At 42.1% G+C, this 21,965-nt stretch carries 19 protein-coding genes; 15 read left to right on the plus strand and 4 right to left on the minus strand.

Annotation, left to right across the window (positions count from 1 at the left end; translation table 11 throughout):
- Positions 1–4: 4 nt before the first annotated feature.
- The 11 genes from nuoG (at position 5) to CDG62_RS06520 (ending at position 12,067) form a co-directional block, all read left to right on the plus strand.
- Positions 5–2,683, plus strand: a complete 2,679-nt coding sequence (nuoG, locus tag CDG62_RS06470; RefSeq protein ID WP_087526389.1) for an NADH-quinone oxidoreductase subunit NuoG — start codon at positions 5–7, stop codon at positions 2,681–2,683.
- A 3-nt stretch (positions 2,684–2,686) separates the two neighbouring features.
- Entirely contained in the window at positions 2,687–3,694 is a 1,008-nt protein-coding gene (gene nuoH / locus CDG62_RS06475; protein ID WP_087526388.1) for an NADH-quinone oxidoreductase subunit NuoH, read from the plus strand.
- A gap of 16 nt (positions 3,695–3,710) precedes the next feature.
- Complete coding sequence (gene nuoI, locus CDG62_RS06480; protein WP_004651038.1) at positions 3,711–4,253, plus strand: NADH-quinone oxidoreductase subunit NuoI; 543 nt, start codon at positions 3,711–3,713, stop codon at positions 4,251–4,253.
- Entirely contained in the window at positions 4,253–4,771 is a 519-nt protein-coding gene (gene nuoJ / locus CDG62_RS06485) for an NADH-quinone oxidoreductase subunit J (RefSeq protein ID WP_171056751.1), read from the plus strand. The genes nuoI and nuoJ overlap by 1 nt, the downstream gene beginning before the upstream one ends.
- Positions 4,771–5,079, plus strand: a complete 309-nt coding sequence (gene nuoK, locus CDG62_RS06490; RefSeq protein ID WP_004695395.1) for an NADH-quinone oxidoreductase subunit NuoK — start codon at positions 4,771–4,773, stop codon at positions 5,077–5,079. The genes nuoJ and nuoK overlap by 1 nt, the downstream gene beginning before the upstream one ends.
- Positions 5,076–6,965 (plus strand): NADH-quinone oxidoreductase subunit L, encoded by a 1,890-nt coding sequence (nuoL, locus tag CDG62_RS06495; RefSeq protein ID WP_087526387.1) that lies wholly within the window; start codon positions 5,076–5,078, stop codon positions 6,963–6,965. Before nuoK ends, nuoL begins: the two co-directional genes overlap by 4 nt.
- Positions 6,966–6,972: 7 nt before the next feature.
- Positions 6,973–8,580, plus strand: a complete 1,608-nt coding sequence (gene nuoM, locus CDG62_RS06500; RefSeq protein WP_171264407.1) for an NADH-quinone oxidoreductase subunit M — start codon at positions 6,973–6,975, stop codon at positions 8,578–8,580.
- A 3-nt stretch (positions 8,581–8,583) separates the two neighbouring features.
- Positions 8,584–10,080 carry an NADH-quinone oxidoreductase subunit NuoN gene (nuoN, locus tag CDG62_RS06505; RefSeq protein WP_086208145.1) on the plus strand — a complete coding sequence of 499 codons (1,497 nt, stop codon included), beginning with the start codon at positions 8,584–8,586 and terminating at the stop codon, positions 10,078–10,080.
- 123 nt (positions 10,081–10,203) lie between these two features.
- Positions 10,204–10,839, plus strand: a complete 636-nt coding sequence (gene upp, locus CDG62_RS06510) for a uracil phosphoribosyltransferase (protein WP_058870138.1) — start codon at positions 10,204–10,206, stop codon at positions 10,837–10,839.
- Between the two features lie 81 nt (positions 10,840–10,920).
- Positions 10,921–11,214 carry a cold shock domain-containing protein gene (locus CDG62_RS06515; RefSeq protein WP_005400349.1) on the plus strand — a complete coding sequence of 98 codons (294 nt, stop codon included), beginning with the start codon at positions 10,921–10,923 and terminating at the stop codon, positions 11,212–11,214.
- Positions 11,215–11,335: 121 nt separating this feature from the next.
- A complete protein-coding gene (locus tag CDG62_RS06520) occupies positions 11,336–12,067 on the plus strand; it encodes a cold shock domain-containing protein (RefSeq protein ID WP_087526386.1) in 732 nt (243 codons plus the stop codon).
- 30 nt (positions 12,068–12,097) lie between these two features.
- On the opposite strand, the gene gigC is transcribed toward CDG62_RS06520, so the two are convergent.
- Positions 12,098–12,976, minus strand: a complete 879-nt coding sequence (gene gigC / locus CDG62_RS06525) for a LysR family transcriptional regulator GigC (protein ID WP_010327351.1) — start codon at positions 12,974–12,976, stop codon at positions 12,098–12,100.
- Positions 12,977–13,061: 85 nt separating this feature from the next.
- Between gigC and CDG62_RS06530 the strand changes: the two genes are divergently transcribed.
- Positions 13,062–13,823: a ferredoxin--NADP reductase gene (locus CDG62_RS06530; protein ID WP_087526385.1), complete on the plus strand. Its 762-nt coding sequence runs from the start codon at positions 13,062–13,064 to the stop codon at positions 13,821–13,823.
- Between the two features lie 155 nt (positions 13,824–13,978).
- Positions 13,979–15,001, plus strand: a complete 1,023-nt coding sequence (locus CDG62_RS06535; RefSeq protein ID WP_087526384.1) for a molecular chaperone DnaJ — start codon at positions 13,979–13,981, stop codon at positions 14,999–15,001.
- Positions 15,002–15,126: 125 nt separating this feature from the next.
- On the opposite strand, the gene CDG62_RS06540 is transcribed toward CDG62_RS06535, so the two are convergent.
- The 3 genes from CDG62_RS06540 to CDG62_RS06550 form a co-directional block, all read right to left on the minus strand.
- Positions 15,127–15,789, minus strand: a complete 663-nt coding sequence (locus tag CDG62_RS06540; protein ID WP_087526383.1) for a hypothetical protein — start codon at positions 15,787–15,789, stop codon at positions 15,127–15,129.
- Complete coding sequence (locus CDG62_RS06545) at positions 15,782–17,239, minus strand: AAA family ATPase (protein ID WP_087526382.1); 1,458 nt, start codon at positions 17,237–17,239, stop codon at positions 15,782–15,784. The genes CDG62_RS06540 and CDG62_RS06545 overlap by 8 nt, the downstream gene beginning before the upstream one ends.
- A gap of 65 nt (positions 17,240–17,304) precedes the next feature.
- Positions 17,305–20,199: a valine--tRNA ligase gene (locus CDG62_RS06550; protein ID WP_087526381.1), complete on the minus strand. Its 2,895-nt coding sequence runs from the start codon at positions 20,197–20,199 to the stop codon at positions 17,305–17,307.
- A gap of 183 nt (positions 20,200–20,382) precedes the next feature.
- On the opposite strand from CDG62_RS06550, the gene CDG62_RS06555 reads away from it, so the two are divergent.
- Positions 20,383–21,057: a hypothetical protein gene (locus CDG62_RS06555; protein WP_087526380.1), complete on the plus strand. Its 675-nt coding sequence runs from the start codon at positions 20,383–20,385 to the stop codon at positions 21,055–21,057.
- 12 nt (positions 21,058–21,069) lie between these two features.
- Complete coding sequence (locus tag CDG62_RS06560) at positions 21,070–21,876, plus strand: SDR family NAD(P)-dependent oxidoreductase (protein WP_087526379.1); 807 nt, start codon at positions 21,070–21,072, stop codon at positions 21,874–21,876.
- Positions 21,877–21,965 lie beyond the last annotated feature (89 nt).

The raw sequence follows: 21,965 nt of genomic DNA on the forward strand, positions 1-21,965 counted from the left end.
GACTATGGCTACAATTCATGTCGATGGAAAATCGTATGAAGTCAACGGCTCAGAAAACTTGCTACAAGCATGTTTAAGTCTTGGCATCGACATCCCATATTTTTGTTGGCATCCATCCTTAGGTTCTGTCGGTTCGTGCCGTCAATGTGCTGTGACTCAATACGCGAATCCAGAAGATACGCGTGGTCGTTTGGTCATGTCATGTATGACGCCTGCGTCTGACAATACCTATATCTCGATTGAAGACAAAGAAGCGAAAGATTTCCGTGCGTCTATTGTTGAATTCTTGATGACGAATCACCCACACGACTGTCCAGTCTGTGAAGAAGGTGGTCACTGTCATTTACAGGATATGACTGTAATGACGCAACACGACCGTCGTCGTTACCGTTTCACGAAGCGTACGCATTACAACCAAGAATTAGGTTCGTTTATTGCACACGAGATGAACCGTTGTATCGCTTGCTACCGTTGTGTTCGTTACTACAAAGACTACGCGGGCGGTACAGACTTTGGTGTTTATGCCAATGCATCGCGTGTTTACTTTGGTCGTCCAGAATCAGGTACTTTAGAATCTGAATTCTCTGGTAACTTGACTGAAGTTTGTCCAACAGGTGTATTCACGGATAAAACTCACTCAGAACGCTACAACCGTAAATGGGACATGCAGTATGCGCCAAGCGTATGCCAAGGCTGTTCTTCAGGCTGTAATATCTCTCCAGGTGAGCGTTATGGTGAACTTCGTCGTGTAGAAAACCGTTTCAACGGTGAAGTAAACCAATACTTCTTGTGTGACAAAGGCCGTTTCGGTACAGGTTATGTGAACCGTGCAGACCGTCCACGTCAACCACAATTCCGTGATGGTGCTGATACAACAGTCGTCTCTGTAGATCAAGCATTAGACACTGTGATTGCAAATATCCAAGGCAAAAAAGTATTGGGTATCGGCTCTCCACGTGCATCACTTGAATCAAACTACGCGCTTCGCGAGCTAGTGGGTCAAGAAAACTATTCAACGGGTATGTCTCAAAAAGAGCAAAACTTGGTTGAATTAGCTGCTTCAATCATGCAAACCGAAGGTGTTTACAACCCAGGTATGCGTGAAATCGAAAGCTATGATGCAGTGCTGATTTTGGGTGAAGATTTAACTCAAACTGCACCACGTATGGCATTGTCTGTTCGCCAAGCAGCGAAAAACAAAGCCAAAGAAATGGCAGCAGAACGTCGTACTCAAGATTGGTTGGCTGAGCCTGTGCAACGTATTGCACAAGATGCAAAATCACCTATTTTCATCTTGGCTGCAACGCAAACCCGTTTATCAGATGTGGCTGCTGGTGAAGTTGTTGCTTCTCCAAACGATATCGCGCGTTTAGGTTTTGCGGTTGCTGCTGCAGTGAAGGGTGAAGTGCTTTCTGGTTTGGCTGAAGATGCGAAAGCATTTGCTCAAACGATTGCGGACACTTTAAAAGCTGCGAAAAAGCCATTAATCATTTCGGGCACAAGTTTACAAGATCCTGCAATCATGGAAGCGGCAGCACAAGTTGCTCAAAACCTTGGTAATGCTGGCTTGACCTTGACGGTTCCTGAAGTGAACTCTATGGGCTTAGCAATCTTCGGTGGACAAAGCTTAGAACAAGCGTTTGCGCAAGATTATGACACGGTTGTGATTGTTGAAAATGATCTATTCCGTCGTTTGCCAGCAGTACAAGTTGAAGCAGCACTTTCTGGTAAAGACGTGATTGTTTTAGATCACTCTGAAACTGAAACTGTCAAGAAAGCGGATATCGTACTTTCTGCTGCGTCATTTGCTGAAGGTGACGGTACGGTTGTCTCTCAAGAAGGCCGTGCACAACGTTTCTACCAAGTGTATGACCCGAGCTACTACAAGCCTGAACTGGCGATCAAAGAATCTTGGCGCTGGTTACATGCCATTGAAACAGGCGTGAAGGGCAAAGCGATTTCTTGGACCTTGCTTGACGATGTCATCGAGTCAGTTGCGAAAAATGTACCTGCACTTGCTGCAATTCAAGATGTGGCTCCAGATGCGGGCTTCCGTGTCCACGGTTTGAAAGTTGCGCGTGAACCGCGTCGTTACTCTGGTCGTACCTCTATGCGTGCGCCATTGAACGTGCATGAACCAAAACAACCGACAGATATCGACTCTGCATTAACTTTCTCTATGGAAGGTTATGTCGGGAACCAAACGCCATCTCCACTGGTACCATTTGCATGGTCAGCAGGTTGGAACTCACCGCAAGCTTGGAATAAATTCCAAGATAACGTGGGTGGTCACTTAAAAGGTGGTGATTCGGGTGTGCGTTTATTCGATCGTTTAGCGAAGCGTCCAGCACGTACTTTCGTTGCTCCAGCGGTTGTGGTTGCAAACCCTGAAAGCTTCCGTTTAGTGCCAATGCATCACATTTTTGCTTCTGGTGAATTTACTGTGAAAACACCTGCGATGGAATCGCGTATTCCTGAAGCAGTCTTTGCAGTGGGTGAGCAAGATGCAACACGTTTGAATGTTCAAGATGGTCAAAAAATCACTGTGAAAGCAGGTGAGACTTCGATCGTACTTCCAGTTCAAGTGATTGATTATTTACCTACAGGTTATATTGGTTATCCAGTTGGTCTTGCACCTACGGTTTCACTTGCTGAGCCTGTATCAGTCGCGGTAGGAGCGTAATTCATGCAACAAGAATTAATCCGTCAAACGCCGCTTTGGGCTGAGAACTGGCCAATTGCCTACTCAGTCATTCAAGCGATTGTGATTTTACTCGTTGTAGTACTCATCGCTGCGTTGATGTCTTTTATTGAGCGTCGTTTACTGGGCTTATGGCAAGACCGTTATGGTCCGAACCGTGTAGGTCCTGGGGGGATGTTCCAGATCGTTGCTGACATGCTGAAAATCATGTTCAAAGAAGACTGGACACCAAAGTTTGCTGACAAATTGACTTTCCGTTTAGCTCCTGCTGTTGCCATGGCAACAGCGGTGTTGTCGTTCATGGTTATTCCTGTATCGCCATACTTAGGTGTTGCAGACATGAGCATCGGTCTATTGTTCTTTATGGCAATGGCCGGTATTGCAGTCTATGCCGTATTGTTTGGTGGTTGGTCATCAAACAACAAATATGCATTGCTTGGTGGTCTACGTTCTGCAGCTCAAACCATTTCGTATGAAGTGTTCTTGGGTATTTCATTGATGGGTGTGGTTGCAATTGCAGGCTCATTCAACATGCGTGAAATTGTAGAAGCACAAAAAGATGTATGGTTTGTCATTCCACAGTTCTTAGGTTTCTTAATCTTCGTGGTTGCAGGTGTTGCGGTTACTCACCGTCACCCATTTGACCAACCAGAAGCAGAACAAGAATTGGCGGAAGGTTACCACGTCGAGTACGGCGGTATGAAATGGGGGATGTTCTTCGTTGCAGAATATGTCAACGTGGTTCTGATCTCTGCATTGATCGTAACGCTATTCTTCGGTGGTTGGTTAGCGCCATTTAACATCGATATTCCGTTCATTCCACCAGTATTCTGGTTCATTATCAAAACAGCATTTTTTGTGATGATGTTTGTCTTGGCTCGTGGTTCACTTATGCGTCCACGTTATGACCAAGTGATGAACTTTGGTTGGAAGATTTGCTTACCATTAGCGTTAGTTAACTTATTAGTTACTGGCGCAGTGATTCTGTGGTAAGGGCAGGGAGAATAAAATGTATAAAATTCTAGCTGGGTTCGGGTCAATCGTACGTTCACTGTGGATGGTTTTCTCACACGTGACACGTAAACGTGACACCATTCTTTACCCAGAAGTGCCAGCCGAACAAATTGTTCCACCACGTTTCCGTGGTCGTATCGTGTTAACACGTGACCCAGATGGTGAAGAACGTTGTGTTGCGTGTAACTTATGTGCAGTTGCATGTCCTGTTGGTTGTATTTCACTACAAAAAGCAGAAAAAGAAGATGGTCGTTGGTATCCGGAGTTTTTCCGTATCAACTTCTCACGTTGTATTTTCTGCGGTATGTGTGAAGAAGCATGTCCGACGACTGCAATTCAAATGACTCCAGATTTCGAGTTGGGTGAATACGTTCGTCAAGACTTGGTATACGAGAAAGAAAACTTACTCATTTCAGGTCCTGGTAAATATCCAGACTACAACTTCTACCGTGTAACAGGTATGGCTGTAACTGGAAAAGACAAAGGTCAAGCGCAGCGTGAAAGCGCACCAGTTGATGTACGGAGCTTATTACCATGATGTGGCCATTTTATTTGATGGCACTTGTGGCCATCGTTTCTACGATTCGTGTTGTGACCAACGCGAATCCTGTACACGCTTTATTGAGCTTGATCGTGTCACTTCTTGCAGTTGCAGGCATGTTTATGATCGTGGGTGCGCCATTTGCTGGCGCGCTTGAGATCATCGTCTATGCAGGCGCGATCATGGTGTTATTCGTATTCGTAGTGATGATGTTAAACCTTGGTCAACACACCGTTGAACAAGAGCGTAAATGGTTAACATCGTCTGCTTGGGCATATCCAGCACTCATGAGCTTCTTAATGGGCTTGGTGTTGGTGTGGATGCTCGGCTCTGACTACACAGCGGCTGGCCCTGTTATGGGTACTGAAGTTGTGGGTCCAAAAGTCGTTGGCCAAGCACTCTTTACTCACTATTTATTATTGGTTGAAGTTGCTGCCATGTTATTGCTTGCTGCGTTGGTTGCAGCATTCCATCTTGGCAAACGTGAACCAGGTGCAGAAGAGGACAAACAATAATGGGCAACATCCCTTTAGAACATGGTTTGATTGTTGCAACCATTCTTTTTGCACTGGGTTTTTACGGTGTGATGGTGCGACGCAATCTATTATTTATGTTAATGAGCCTTGAAATCATGATGAACGCAGCTGCGCTTGCGTTTGTTCTGGCTGGTAGTGCATGGGTACAACCAGACGGACAAATCATGTTTATTTTGATCTTAACGCTTGCTGCGGCAGAGGCTTGTATTGGTCTTGCGATCGTCCTTCAGTTCTACCATCGCTTCCATCACTTGGATGTGGATGCTGCTAGTGAGATGCGCGGATGAGTTTTTTATATTTAACAGTATTATTCCCGCTCATTGGTTTTGTCCTTTTAGCGGCAGGTCGCAACAAGCTTCCTGAAAATGTTGCTGCCATTATTGGTGTGGGGGCAGTTGGCCTTTCTGCATTGGTTGCTTTGATCGCTGGTCTAGACTTTGTTAATAACGGCAAAGTGACTTATGTTCAACATCTGTGGACATGGTTCCATGTCGGTAATCTAAGCCCAGGCATTAGCTTACATCTTGACGGTTTATCACTGCTCATGATGGGTATGGTGACGGGTGTCGGTTTCCTGATTCACATCTTTGCGTCATGGTACATGCGTGGTGAAGAAGACTTTGCACGTTTCTTCTCTTATTTCAACCTGTTCGTTGCTAGCATGTTGCTGCTCGTATTGGGCGATAACTTGGCGTTGCTCTTCTTAGGTTGGGAAGGCGTAGGTCTTTGCTCGTACTTGCTGATTGGTTACTACTACCAAAACCCTGCAAACGGTTTTGCGGCAATTAAAGCATTTACCGTAACACGTATCGGTGATGTGTTCTTACTGATCGCTTTGTTCTTAATTTACCAACAGTTCGGTACATTAAACATTGCGGAAGTGGTTGCAGCTGCACCAACAGTGATGACACAAAGTTCATCTTTAACCATTTGGACAGCATTGATGTTGTTCTTGGGTGCGGCAGGTAAATCTGCACAGATCCCATTACAAACATGGTTGGCCGATGCAATGGCAGGTCCTACACCTGTATCTGCATTGATCCACGCTGCAACGATGGTAACCGCAGGTGTTTACCTGTGTTGCCGTATGTACACCGTGTTTGAAATGGCACCTGAAGTGATGATGTTTATCTCAATCACAGGTGCGGTAACCTTGTTAGTGGCTGGTTTTGCTGCATTGGTTCAAACAGACATCAAACGTATTTTGGCTTACTCAACCATGAGTCAGCTCGGTTATATGTTTATGGCTGTTGGGGCGGAAGCTTACCAAGCAGGCCTGTTCCACATGCTAACTCACGCATTCTTCAAGGCATTATTGTTCTTGTCTTCAGGTGCAGTGATTTTGGCTTACCACCACGAACAAAACATCTTCAAGATGGGCGGTTTGTTCTACAAGAACAAATTCCTATTTGCTTGTTTCGCCATTGGTGGCGGTGCATTGGCCGCGATTCCATACATCACCGTGGGCTTCTTCTCTAAAGACGCGATCTTGGGTGCAGTTTGGGTACAAGGCGAATCAATCGCAGTGTATAACTCATTATACTGGGCGGGTGTAGCAGGTGCATTCTTAACCTCGATTTACACATTCCGTCTGATTTGGGTTGTGTTCTTTGGTAAAGAAAATACCCCATATCATGCGATTAAAGGCATCACCTACTGGGGACCTTTGGGTATTCTTGCAGTACTTTCAACCTTCATTGGTGCGGTACTTAAAGCACCTGTAGAAAGCATTTTAAATGCAGCAAAAATCCCAGCATTTGTAATCCCAGAAGCATTAGAACATGGCATGCACAGCGCTGAATGGACTGCTGTTGGTATTGCACTTGTTGGTTTAGCGATTGGTGTGGTGTTATTTGCATTTGCTTATAGTGCTGTGAAAAGCTTTGCTAAAACGTCATTGGGTGCAGGTCTTGCAAACATTTGCCGTAATGCGCTAGGTTTCGATGCGCTCTATGACATCGTTTTTGTGAAACCATATTTGCTTATTGCGAAGATTTTAGGTCGTGATCCAATTGATCGCTTGTGGTTAGTCTTGCCTGCTATTGTGAAAGGTGGACATAGTTTCACAAGTTCACGTCAAACAGGTTCATTGCGTGATTACGCATCAAGCATGGCATTAGGTATCTTTGTATTGCTAATGGTCTTGATCGTAACTCAGATCGTGGGGAAATAAGATGGAAATCACAAACAACTGGATTCTACCCGCGCTGATCTTAGTTCCGTTCATTGCTGGTTTTATTTGTTGGTTAGTCGACAAACTCGACGACAAACTGCCGCGTTATATTGCGCTGATTGGTATGCTCATTACTTTGGGCTTGACCGTTGCGCTGTGGCAAACAGGTACATTTAACTACGAACTTGGCGCAAAAGTGCCATCGTGGTCTGCTGAATTCATGTTGCCATGGATTCAAACTTTAGGCATTAACATCCACTTAGCCGTGGATGGCCTATCTCTATTAATGGTGGGCTTAACGGCACTTTTAGGTGTGTTGGCTGTCGGCTGTTCTTGGGGTGAAATTCAAAAGAATGTTGGTTTCTTCCACTTAAACCTTTTATGGTCTTTGGGTGGTGTGATCGGTGTCTTCTTAGCGATTGACATGTTCTTGTTCTTCTTCTTCTGGGAGATGATGCTTGTACCTATCTACTTCTTGATCGCGCTTTGGGGTCATAAAGGGGCAGAAGGTAAATCACGTGTTTACGCTGCAACCAAATTCTTTATCTATACGCAAGTCGCTGGTCTTATTATGTTGATCGGTATCCTAGGCCTCGTGGTTTATGGTTACATGATGACAGGTATGATCGGTTTTGATTACAACTACTTATTAGCTGTAGCCAACACTTTAGACAAAGAGTTACCTACTGTTGCTTATGCATTCATGCTGTGTTTATTCGTCGGTTTTGCGGTAAAACTTCCAGTTTTCCCATTACACGGCTGGTTACCAGATGCGCATGCACAAGCACCTACAGCGGGTTCGGTTGACCTTGCAGGTATCTTGATTAAGACGGCTGCATACGGTCTACTTCGTTTTGTGATTCCATTCTTCCCAGCGGCTTCTGCACAGTTTGCAGACATCGCGATCATTTTCGGTTTAATCGGTATCTTCTACGGTGCTTGGTGTGCTTTCCAGCAAACCGATATGAAACGTTTACTTGCGTACACGTCGATTTCACACATGGGTTTTGTTTTACTTGCGATTTACGCAGGTAACATTTTAACCTTCCAAGGTTTGATGATCATGATGTTGGCACATGGCTTGTCATCTGCTGCATTGTTCATTATGTGTGGTCAAGTGTACGAGCGTGTGCATACACGCGATATGCGTTTGATGGGCGGTATGCGTGGTCAGTTCCCATATCTTGCATTCTTCCTCATGTTCTTCGTGGCGGCGCTTGTGGGTATTCCGGGTCTAGGTAACTTCATTGGTGAGTTCCTGATCTTGATGGGTTCTTATGCAAAATTCCCGGTGTTTACTATTCTTGCAGCTGTAAGCTTAGTATTTGCAGGTCTTTATGGCTTGATTCTGATCCACAAAGCATTGTTTGGTACACCGAACGAAGAACAACAACAGCACTACAACAACCCATTGAAAGACTTAAATGCGCGTGAAGTAGTGATCTTGTTAATCTGTGCTTTCGGTCTGTTATGGCTGGGTCTATATCCACAAAGCTTCCTTGATATTTCAAATTCAAGCATGGCGTGGTTAGCGAACAGCTACATTCCTGTACAAGAAGTCGTTGACGTTGCAAGTCAAGCAACTGTTCAACTCGAAAATGTGGAGATGCAATAAGTCATGAACTTCACAATGTCATTTTCTGAGCTTATGCCTTTAGCTCCTGTGATGATCGTTGCTTTAACAACGATCGTCGTGATGATTCTTACTGCAATTAAGCGTAACCATAACTTAATTGCAACAGCATCAGTTGTGGGCTTAAACCTTGCAGCAGCTTATGTGCTTTTCACAATGTTTGGTGGTGCTTTTAAACCAGCAAACGTGATGGGTATGTTCATGGTGGATGCGTTCACCTTGTTATACCAAGTGATCATTTTGATTGCGGCACTGGCATGCTGTACTTTGTCGCATGCGTATATCGAGACTTATAAAGATAACCGTGAAGAACTGTATATCTTAATGTTGTCATCAGTGACTGGTGCAATGTTAATGGTCGCAAGCTCTCACTATGCATCGTTCTTCATTAGCCTTGAGTTGATGTCGATTCCTGTATATGGATTATTGGCGTATACACACCAACGCTCTAAATCTTTAGAAGCGGGGGTGAAGTACTTGGTGCTTTCAGCAACCGCTTCAGCAATGTTGCTAATGGGTATGGCTTACATTTACGCGTACACAGGTTCAATGTCATTCTATGACAATGTTCAAGCGTTAATGCAAAACATCCAACAGCCAATGGTACTTTTAGGTTTAGGTTTCATCGTATTTGCTGTGGCATTTAAACTGTCTTTAGCGCCATTTCACAAATGGACACCAGACGTTTATGCAGGTGCACCAACACCGATTGCAACTTTCCTTGCAACGGCTGCAAAAGTCGCAACAATTGGTCTGTTTGTACGTTACATCCTAACCTCAGGTGCGATCCTTGTTGACTCTATTATCACGATCTTAACTGTGATTGCAGTGTTATCAATTTTGGTGGGTAACTTCCTTGCAGTGAAGCAAGTGAATTTGAAACGTATCTTGGCATACTCTTCAATTGCACACTTTGGTTACTTGTTGATTGGTTTAATCAGCATGACCTATGCAAGCCTTGGTAACGTATCAGTCTATGTGATCACTTATGTGTTAACTACGATTGGTGCGTTCGGTGCGGTTGCATTGATGTCTAGCCCATACAACAACGTAGATGAAGCAGAAAGCCTAGCGGACTACCGTGGTCTATTCTGGCGTCGTCCAGTGTTGACCGCGGTGTTAACGGTGATGATGCTGTCGCTTGCAGGTATTCCATTGACAGCGGGCTTTATTGGTAAGTTCCTTGTAGTCATGGCTGCAGTAACGACTCAACATTGGTTCCTTGCTGCAATGATCATCGTTGGTTCTGGTATTGGTCTGTACTACTACCTTCGTGTGATGGTTGTTATGTATATGACACCACCAGATGCGCCACGTGTAGATGCTGTGGATCATTGGGGGCAAAAAGTCGGTGGTATTATGGTGCTTTTAGCTGCGGCAGCAGTGCTTGTGATTGGTATCTATCCAGATCCAATTATCAAGTTAGCACTTCAGTCAGAGATTCTATCTCCAATCCACTTTATGCTTTCTCAACAGCACTAATTTTTAAAAACGGTTTGTTTTAACAAAAAAGCCTCCATCAATTGGGGGCTTTTTTTGTTTTTATCGCACGATAAAAAGCTTTATAATGTAAGGAATTTTATTTTACCTTTTAGGTGCTCTCCCGTGGCTATCCATGAAATTCGTCATCCGCTGATTCGTCATAAGCTTGGTCTTCTTCGTCGTGCTGATATCAGCACGAAAAACTTCCGTGAGCTGGCTCAAGAAGTGACCATGCTTTTGACCTATGAAGCAACCAAAGATTTACCTGTTTGCGACCATGAAATTGATGGTTGGAATGGTAAAGTAACGGTGGACCGTATTGTGGGTAAAAAAATTACAGTTGTGCCTATTTTACGTGCGGGTATCGGCATGTTAGATGGTTTCTTAAACCTGATTCCAAGTGCCAAAGTGTCTGTACTGGGTTTGGAACGTGATGAAGAAACGCTTGAAGCACGTACTTATTACAAAAAATTAGTGCCAGATGTACAAAACCGTTTAGCGATGATCATCGACCCAATGCTTGCAACGGGTTCTTCATTGGTTGCTGCGATTGATGTATTGAAAGCAAGTGGCTGTAAAGACATTCGTGTGATGGTGTTGGTTGCAGCGCCTGAAGGCATTAAGCGTGTTTTGGATGCGCACCCAGATGTTACTATTTTCACAGCTTCAATTGACCAAGGCCTAAATGCCAATGGCTATATCGTGCCGGGTTTGGGCGATGCGGGCGACAAAATCTTTGGTTCAGTTCAAAAAGATTAAGATTTAGCCCCAGTAAAAAGAGGCTTTTATAGCCTCTTTTTTATATACTAAAACAAAGCGTGTACATATTAGGATCTGTTTATGAAGGCCGAGCAATATCAAGGAAAAGTGAAGCAATATAACGCTGACAAAGGTTTTGGCTTTATTTCCTCACCTGAAGGCGACGTATTTTTCCATATTTCGGATTTTCCTGCAGACTCAGGTGAACCGAAACGCAACGAACGCGTGAAGTTTAATGTGGTTGAAAATGGCGATCGTTATAAAGCCATTAAAATTGAGCGAGTTGAAGACAATTCTGCCAAAGCCAAGAAATCGAAAGTCTCAAGTCATAATAAATCGATTACCACAGATTTATTGTCTAATTTTAGACGCTAATTCAGCGTTGATTCAGATTTTAATTGTGCAAAGATTAATCTTTGCTTTTTGAACTAAAGAGGCTGTTTTGCCTCTTTTTTATTGATTACAATACGAAAAATACTGTTGAATAGAGCAGATTATGTTTCTGAAAGGAAAAATCAAAAGCTTTAGTACCTCCCGTGGTTTTGGTTTCATTGAGGTGGAAGGGGATATTGATGATGTGTTTTTTCATATCAAAGATTTGCCACAGAACAACATTGAACCCAAGATTGGTGAAGCGCTTCAGTTTATGATTGTAGAAGACCAAGGCAAATTTAAGGCTGGAAATATCCAGAGGCTCGGTCTGTCCTCAGAAAGCAAAAAAACAGTATCCTCAAATAAGAAAAAAGTGCGTAGCCAAGCCTCGCCACGTTACCAAGAGGCAGGGCATAAAACTACCCTCATCACCGTGATTGGCATCATTATCGTCGCGGTATTGGGCTTTTTAACCTATGGGAAATATCAAAGTTATAGTGCAGAAAAGCAGCGTAAAGCTGAGCAGTTGATGCTCGAGCAACAACAGATTGTAGAAGAACAACGTAAAGCTTTAGGTCAGTTACCTGATCAGGTGCTTACAGAGCAAGGTAAACAAAACTTAGATGCTGAACTACATCAAACCAATCAACCTCGCTCAGAACGTGTGACACAGAGCATTGATAAACAAAATGGTCGTTTACCTGTCAGCACAGGAAAGTTCAAATGCGATGGACGAACCCATTGCTCCCAAATGCGTTCCTATGAAGAAGCACTTTACTTCTTAAGGAACTGTCCAAATACCAAAATGGATGGGAACAATGATGGTGAGCCGTGTGAGCGCCAATTTGGGAAATAAAAAAAGCACCCGAGGGTGCTTTTTGCTGAGTTATTTTTCGCAAAACTTCATAAAAGCTTTCAGTCCTGGGCCTTGGTACTTCTGACGGTGTACCAACATGAACAGTGGACGGGTGAGAGACCAAAACGGTGTATCAAGCACCACCAACTGGCCTTTTTCGCGCAAAGGTTCAGTTGCCAGTTTTGAAATGCATGACATCCCTAAACCACCCGCCACGATTTTTAAAATCGCTTCATTATGACCCAAGGTCAGACGTATATTGGCATCAGGCAAGTCTTTTAAAATAGCATTATCAAATACTTCACGGGTACCTGAACCTTCTTCACGCAAGATCCACTCGACGGATTTAAAGTCTTCAGGCGTTAGTGTGCGATTTAATTGCGCTAAAGGGTGATCTGGTGCACAGCAGACGGCCAATTCATCGTCACGCCAGTGAATACACTGGAGCTGTGGTAAGTGACAAGAGCCTTCAATCAAGGCCAAATCTAGTTGGAATTGATTCACTGCTTCAATCATTTGGCGGGTGTTACCAACTTGTAGCTGTAAATGGGCTTGAGGTTGAATTTGTAAAAAGTCAGCCATCAGGTCAGGCATGAGGTAGTCACTGATGGTCAGGGTTGCACCTAAACGTAAATCAATGCTTTGTAACTCACCTTTAGCAGCTTGCTCGAAAGCATCACAGCGACCCAAAATTTCTAAAGCTTGTGGCAGCAGGAAACGCCCCAGATCATTGAGTTGAAGACGCTTACCTAGACGGTCAAATAAAGGTGCCCCCAAACCGTCTTCTAGATCTGCTAAAGCCATACTCGCAGCACTCTGGGTGAGTCGAACCGCATCACTGGCTTTGGTTACTGTGCCTTCTTGAGCAACTGCTACAAAAACCGCCAACTGGCGTAAAGTCATGCGCATGAATATAGCCTTAACATTTAAAAAATATTAACAAATTATGTGGTCATGCTAACATGAGCAACGTCTTTGATGCCACGCTGAAATCATGTCAATTGAAAAATTTAGCCTAGAAAAGGTTTTATCCGTACACCGTTGGACCAATACACTTTTTAGCTTCACCATGACGCGACCTGCACATTTTAAGTTTACCGCAGGACAGTTTGCCCGTATTGGTATCAAAGTGGGGGATGAATTGGTGGTTCGTGCGTATTCAGTGGTCTCATCACCCTTTGATGAAACTTTAGAGTTTTTTTCGATTGTGGTGCCAGAAGGTGCATTCACTTCAAATTTACAACACTTAAATGTTGATGATGACATCTACCTTGAAAAGATCCCGTACGGCTTTTTGACTTTGGCGCGTTATCAGTTACCGTTACCAAAAGACTTATGGTTACTCGGCACAGGGACAGGGCTTGCGCCTTTTATTTCGATGTTACAAGACTTTGAGACGTGGTCGAAGTACGAAAGTATTACACTGGTCTATAGCGTACGTACAGCTTCTGAACTGGCCTATGCAACACGTATTCAAGAAATTGCAGAGACCTTTGGCGAGGGCCATACAGGCTTTAAATTTGTGCCGATTATTACCCGCGATCCGCATGCGTCACTACATGATCGCTTACCTGTACTGATTGGAAATGGTGAGCTTGAAAAAGCAGTCGGTTTGAGTCTGAACCCTGAAACCAGTCATGTGATGCTGTGCGGTAACCCGCAAATGGTCGAAGACACCAAAGAAGCCCTGAAAGCACGTGGCCTGACCATGAACCGTCGTGGTGAAGGAAATATTGCGGTTGAAAACTATTGGTAAAGCTATTTCGCTAAATAAAAGGCTCATCGAATGATGGGCTTTTTTTATTTAAAATTGAAATCACTCAGGTTTTAAACTTGGCTTAAAAAGAGAGATCACTGCTTGTACGCTCAGATCGCGCTATAATTTCTCTTTTGTAGTGGGTTGGATGGGTTATGTCTTCAGCGTTAAAAACGACGGCTCAACCAGAGGTGAGGCTTAGTCCACAGCAGAAAAAATTAAATCGCTTAATTAACCAGATTGAACAACAAAAACAAGAACTGGCAGCATGGCAAAATGCGCAAGCCGACATTCAAAATTATACGCGCAGTAAGCTTTTGCCCATTTATAGCGAGTTACACACGGTTTTATTTGAACAGCTTAATACTCTGTGGAATCACTTAGCCAGTGATGCCTTTAGCAAAGCTGATTTGGCGCAGATCGACACCAAAATAGCCGTTTTAGCCAAGATGCTAAAAAAATCACAGATGCTAACTTTCGAGCAAAAAGAACAAGTAGAGAAAATTGATGCTTTCTATATGCAGTATGCAGAGCATGTACGCGCGAAAAAAACCAAAGCAAACTCAATACAAAATCATGATCTCGCTGAAACGGTAGAACAAAACGTAGATGTAGACTGGGAAAATGATGAATATGATTCTGCTCAATACGAAGCAGAGCGAGAACGTGCCAAGCAGTTAAAACAACAAGAAAAACGTGAGCAAGCAGCCAAACTGGCAGCGCAGTCACTGAAAACTGTATATTTAAAAATTACTGCGATGATTCACCCTGACCGCGAACCTGATGACGTAAAGAAGTTAGAAAAAACTGAACTTTTGCAGCAGGTCAATGAATCTTATGCAGAGCAGGATTTATTTTATTTACTCAAATTCCAGTTACAGCTAGAGACTAATAAAGGATTAAGCACAAAGGCTTTGAGTTCGGAACAAGTCAAGTTTTATCAGTTGTCTTTGGAAGCGCAGAGTCAGAACTTGCAAAGTCAGTTAGAGGAGATCTTTGCGTCTTTTCACTTGAGCAATCATATCAACACCAAGCAACTCAAAATGAGTGATGTGTATAAGGTGATTGACAAGGATGCTACTGAGTTAAAACAGCAGTTGAAGTGGGAAAAGGAACGTTTAAAGCATATGAAAAAGATGAGTGGGGTAGAGATGTTGTTGGGGGGTGGGATGTTGTAAGCCTTTGAAAGCACCTCTCCCTAACCCTCTCCTGAAAGGAGAGGGAACTCCATTGTGAAATTCACATAGGCATGAAATCAAATGATTGCTCCCTCTCCCTCAGGGAGAGGGCTGGGGTGAGGGTTTTAATTTAAAATTTCTGATAAAAATGGATCATTTCTGACATATGTTTTCCAAAAGGCTGAAAATTCATAGCTAGGTTTTAGCATATTTGAAATTAACTCAATAATTTCATCCTTTCTATTTTCAGTCATTCCATAGAAATCTTTTTTTAATTCAAATCGTAAGATTTGTAATTTAGCATGATGCTCCATGATTTTATCAACTAGGTATTCATGGCTAATTTGCTGTGGACCATTATTGGAATTGTTATAACATTTCTCTAATAATGAAATTGTTTTATTGGTCAGTTCATATAATGGGTTTGTGACAGGCAAAGCATTAGTTATCTGAACTCTTCCACTCGGAGTACTTGGAGCCTCAAGAGCAATTGATGTATCTACATTGTGTTGGTCATTACAACAATCTAATAACTCTTTATCTCTATGCCCTTTTATTCCATTGCAATGTGAACAAGAATAATAAAGATTTTCCCATTCAATTAATAGTTCTTCACTTTTACCCTCATGAGGTACAAAATGTTCAACATTAACATTACCAAAATAGGCTTGCTCGCACAGATAACATTTTGAAAAAAAATCTTTTCTTAGTTGTTTCACCACTAATGGATGAGCATAATTTTTGCCTGTCCAATCTTCAGGTTTATCTGATCTTAATACTTTAAACATCAAGATCTCCCAGTTCTTGATTATCTAACAAATGATTTAATGCTTTGAAGTAAAAAGATTTAGACTCAAAATCAAGCTGTTTTGCAAAAGGAGTAATATTTCTTAAAATATTCCTAAGTTTTTCATAATTATTTGGTTCATTGTTTATAATTTTAGCTATTTCTTCAATTTCTGATTTTAGCTGTTCAGATTGTATTTCTACATGGAATAATCCTTTGATAACAGATTCATAAGAATAACGGCTTAAATCATCTCTAATTAGTTCATTAGTAGTTAGATCAAAAACAACTGTCTTCGTATTTTGTGAAGTTATTACGAAAGGTGAATGTGTACTCACAATAAATTGAATTTTAGGAAAAGCTTTAATTAAGAATGGAAGTACTTTCTTTTGTAGAGAAATATGTAAATGAACATCAATTTCATCAATAAGGGCTATACCTGCTAAATCTTCAGGTGCTAAGTTTTGCATTTGTGCGCGCATTAATAAATTAGCATAAATGTTAAAAATTGCTTTAAATCCAGAAGATAAATCATCCAAAGAGAACAACCTTGAATCTTGCTTAATTAGAACTCGATTGCCATTTGCAGTGAAAATTAGTTCAGTTGTAGTATTTTCTAAAATCCATTTTAAATCAGATTCCACTTTTATAAACCATTTTTCAATTTCATTGATTTTCTTTATCTTTGGACTTTTATTTTTTCTATGCTTAAGTAGTGATAAAAGCTCTAATTTTTGAAGCAATAAATAAGCTTCAAGGGCGCCCTCAATATTTGTAAATGATCCAGAGTCTAAAAATTCATCATAAGTTTTAAATTGATCAAGAGAAAAGTCTTTTCGTTCAACACGAGAAGAATCAAAAAAATAAATAGAATCTTTATTTAAGTTATATAAAATAACTTCTACTGTTTTTTTATTTGCAATATATAAATCAATCATTTTTGTTAGATTTTTGATGTAGTTTTCAATGTGTTCTGATGCGTAATAATAGAATTCTTTTTGGTTCTGATTTTTGTTTTTTGAGTCAATATTTACAATTAATTTATTATTTGATGGGTGTTTTATATTTTTTGAACTTTTTTCAAGAAAAGTGATTTTGTTTTTATTAAATATGTTGAATTTATGGTTTAACTGTCTCTTGAAATTTATTAATTCTTTTGAGAAAGTATCTTCTAAATGATATAAATCATTTTTTAAAATAAACTTTAGATGTCCATTTTCATGCTCTGTAAATTCTAATGAAGGATGGAAATTTATAATGCCGAAATTAATTTCTGAAATTATTTTATTCCTTAAGTCTTTATTATTATAATGAATATTTCCTTTTAAATTATTTGCTAAATCATTAAGAAACCTAGTTTTACCAGCTCCATTATTTCCTGTAATAATTAGGTTTTTACCTTCTAAAAGAAGGACTTGTGCATTAAATATAATAGTAAGAATTGAAGACATTATTAAAAATAAAGGGCTGAATAATCAGCCCTTTATACTACGAAATTGGTTGAACTAACAACACTTTAAAGCGCTGCAATCTGCTCCATATTCGCTTTAATCTTCACTAACTGATCAGCAAACTCAGCCAATTTCACTTTTTCACCTTCAACCACAGCCGCAGGTGCTTTCGCTACAAAACCTTCATTGCCCAGTTTAGTCGCAATTTGGTCATGCTGCTTTTGAACCTTGTCTAAGTCTTTCTGTAAGCGCCCCAATTCTGCTTTAGGGTCAATTAAACCTTTCATTGGAACGAATACAGAGGCATGGCCTACAACAGAAGAAGAAGACAATGGCGGTTGCTCACCATCAGCTAAGAACGTGATGCTTTCCACTTTTGCCAAGGCTTTAAATAACGCCTCAATACGTGTGATCTGCGCTTTTTCAGCATCAGTCGTGTTTTGTAGAAGCACTGGTAATAAGCGAGCATTACCTAGACCCATCTCACCACGAATGTTACGTACCGCACCAATCAAACCTTGAAGCCATTGCATATCTGCTTCAGCCTGTTCGTTTACACGTTCAGGGTTGGCAACAGGGTATTTCGCCAACATAATAGTTTCGCCAGAAATACCGAGTTTCGGTGCAAGCGTCTGCCAAATTTCTTCAGTCAAATACGGCATGATTGGGTGTGCCAGACGTAAAGATGCTTCCATCACCGCAAGAAGTACACGACGAACTTCAGCTTTACGCTCAACCGATACGTTTTCATCGTTCAGAACAGGTTTAGTCAGTTCGACGTACCAGTCACAGTATTCATTCCAAATGAACTCGTAAATCGCTTGTGCAGCCAAGTCTAAACGGTAAGTTGCGAAAGCTTGTTGTACCGCAGCTTCGGCTTTTTGCAAACGGCTTACGATCCATTGTTCAGGCAATTCCCAAAGGTCTTGACGAACTTCAGTACCAATCACTTGCTCTTCACAGTTCATCATTACGAAACGGGTTGCGTTCCAGATTTTGTTGGCAAAGTTACGGTAACCTTCAACACGTTTCATATCGAACTTAATGTCACGACCCGTGTTTGCAAGTGCACAGAACGTGAAACGAACTGCGTCAGTACCGTAAGCTTGAATACCTTCTGGGAATTCTTTACGGGTTGATTTTTCAATCTTCGCCGCTTGTTTCGGGTTCATTAGACCCGTAGTACGTTTTTGTACTAAAGTCTCAAGGTCTACACCGTCAATCAAGTCAAGAGGGTCAAGTACGTTACCCTTAGACTTCGACATTTTTTGACCCTCACCATCACGGACTAAACCGTGTACATACACCGTTTTAAACGGTACTTGTGGTGTACCATCTTCATTTTTCATGAAGTGCATCGTAAACATAATCATACGAGCAACCCAGAAGAAGATGATGTCAAAACCAGTCACCAATACATCTGTTGGGTGGAAAGTATTGAGGAAATAGTTTTCCGCATCTTTCTTGGCATCGCCAGTCCAGCCTAAAGTTGAGAACGTCCACAGCGCAGAAGAGAACCACGTATCCAATACGTCTTCATCTTGGCTAAGCGCAACATCAGCAGGGATGTTGTTTTTGGCACGGACTTCCGCTTCGTCACGACCGACATAGATATTACCTTCAGCATCGTACCAAGCGGGGATACGGTGACCCCACCAAAGTTGACGAGAGATACACCAGTCTTGGATGTTGTTCATCCACGCCATGTACATATTGCTGTACTGCTCAGGAACAAACTTGATACGACCGTCTTGAACCGCTTCAATGGCAGGTTGAGCCAATGGTGCAATTTTCACATACCATTGATCGGTCAATAACGGCTCAACAATCACGCCTGAACGGTCACCGCGAGGTGGTTTCAATGTGTACGGTTGGATTTGATCTAACCAACCTTCAGCTTCGGCTTGTTCAACCAGTTTTTTGCGTGCTTCAAAACGCTCTAAACCAACGTATTCTGCAGGTGCAGCGATGGTTTTAGAAATTTGCTCGCCCGCTTTGGCGATGTATTCAAACTCAGCCAACACTTCCGCATTTTTGTTGAAGATATTGATGATTGGTAATTCACAACGCTTACCGACTTCATAGTCGTTAAAGTCATGAGCAGGCGTTATTTTCACACAGCCTGTACCGAATTCTTTGTCGACATATTCATCTTTAACGATAGGAACAGCACGACCTGTGATCGGTAGAATGATGTTTTGACCGACAAGATGCGTATAGCGTTCATCATCGAGCGCCACTGCAACTGCTGTATCGCCCAGTAATGTTTCAGGACGTGTGGTTGCAACTACAATGTGGTCTTTACCATCGTGTGTACGCAGTGATTTATCTTCAAAGAAGTATTTGAAGTGCCACAATGAACCTGCTTCTTCTTTATCTGACTCAACTTCTAAGTCAGAAAGCGCCGTTTGAAGTTTTGGATCCCAGTTCACCAAACGTTTGCCACGGTAAATCAAACCGTCTTCGTGCAGTTTAACGAACACTTCTTTTACGGCATTCGACAAACCTTCATCCATGGTGAAGCGTTCACGCGACCAGTCGACTGAAGAACCTAAGCGACGAATCTGACGGGTGATGGTGTCGCCTGATTGCTCTTTCCATTCCCAGATTTTTTCGATGAATTTTTCACGGCCGAGGTCATGACGGCTTACACCTTGAGCGCCCAACTGACGTTCAACCACCATTTGCGTTGCAATACCCGCATGGTCTGTACCCGGCTGCCATAAGGTATTTTTACCTGACATGCGGTTGTAGCGAGTTAACGCATCCATAATGGCATTGTTAAAACCATGACCCATGTGCAAGCTACCGGTGACGTTTGGTGGCGGAATCATGATACAAAATGACTCACCTTTTTCAGAGGGTTTGAAATAACCACGCTCTTCCCAAGTTTGGTACCATTTTTTCTCGATCTCGGTCGGATCGTAAGTTGTAGCAATATTTTGCGCTGAATCAGTCATAGTTCAAACAGTTCAAAAGTAGATAAAAAATTGCATCTATTGTAGCAAAGAAATCGTAAATGGGGGCATGTAAAGCAAATGCGTTGATCTAGCAATTGCGACATGAAGCAGAGCGCTTTATGATGTGCTTACACCTAGAGTGCGCATTGTTCGCAGTAAAAATCAAAAAAAGGGGGGATCACGATGACTTATCAAATATCATTAAAATTAAAACCTGAAACTCACCAACGTTTTGCCCACATTCATCAACAGCTTAATGCCGGTGAAAGCCAAAGTCTTGCCAAACCTTTGGGCGAAGTTTTAGCGGATATTTCATGTGAAGTGATTGATCAAGTCTTTGGCGATCTTGCACGATTGTCTACCTCTGGTGATGGGGAGTCTGAGAAAATTATTCAGCACATTGTGGATACGATGCGTAAGTACATGCCGTGGTCCGTGTCTTTTTTTTCAAATGACCGTTTAATTCCAATGGTGAGTTATCTAGAGAAAATGATGTATGACAGCGAAAATACTCACTTTTTAAGCTATCCGATTGAAAAAACCTTAGTCAATGAACTTTTGGGTTGTGTGGAACAGATGGAGAAAGGCAATAACAGCTATGTTGCTCCAGCTTTGAAGGTGTTTACTCAAATTGTGGATCAGGGGGTGACCAGTTTGGTGCGTGAACCCAAAAAAATGCTTAAATTTAATCTGGTGGTCGATAAAACACTGAATGGGGTGATTAACTTGACGACCCAGTTGGGCTATAAACGTTTTGATAAGTTAGGGCGTATCTATGATGCGCAGATGATGAGTCAATATTTTGATCATTTCCTAACTTTTTTAAATGATCAACCTACAAATAAAACTTCGGTATGAGGCAATAAGGACATGGCACAGTTAGATAATTTAGATGCAAAAGTGGTGTGGATTACAGGGGCATCTTCAGGGTTAGGTGAAGCACTCGCTAAAGAGTGTGCTTTACAAGGGGCAGAGGTTGTACTCACGGCAAGACGTTTTGACGAACTCGAAAAAGTTCGTGTCGGACTGCTCAATCCAGATCAACATATTTCCATTTGTGCCGACATTACCGATGAGACGCAGGTGCGTCATGCCTATGAGCAAGTGCTCCAGAAAAAAGGTCGAATTGATTGGTTGATTAATAATGCGGGTTTAAGCCAACGTGCCTTGATTACTGACACCAGCATGCAGACTGAACGTGCCATTATGGAAGTAGATTATTTCTCACAGGTGTTTTTAACCAAAACCGTTCTACCGACATTTTTAGCGCAAAAATCAGGTCGTATTGCCTTTGTTTCGAGTGTTGCAGGGCTATTGGGGACGCAGTACCGTGCCACCTATTCAGCAGCCAAGGCTGCCATTCATATGTGGGCAAATAGCCTTCGTGCCGAAGTGGCCAATGAGGGCGTGGATGTATCGGTGATTTTCCCGGGCTTTGTTAAAACCAATGTGTCGTTTAATGCTTTAAATGGTGAGGGTAAACCGCAGGGTCATCAAGACGAAGCAATTGAAAATGGCTTAGAACCGGATATTTTTGCGCAAACGGTGGTGAGTGCATTGCTTAAAGGTGAAGAATACATCGTAGTTGGCGGTCGTAAAGAGAAAATGGGGGTTCTGGTGTCTCGTTTATCGCCTAAAACATTGTATAAAATGATTCGTAAGATGAAAGTGAAGTAAATTGAGAAGGCAGGAGGAACGTCACTTCTACCTGCCTTTTGGGGACATGGTATTCTCATAGCCAATCCCCCATGTTTTAAGAGGTGGCA

Source organism: Acinetobacter sp. WCHA55 (assembly GCF_002165305.2).
Taxonomy (GTDB): Bacteria; Pseudomonadota; Gammaproteobacteria; order Pseudomonadales; family Moraxellaceae; genus Acinetobacter.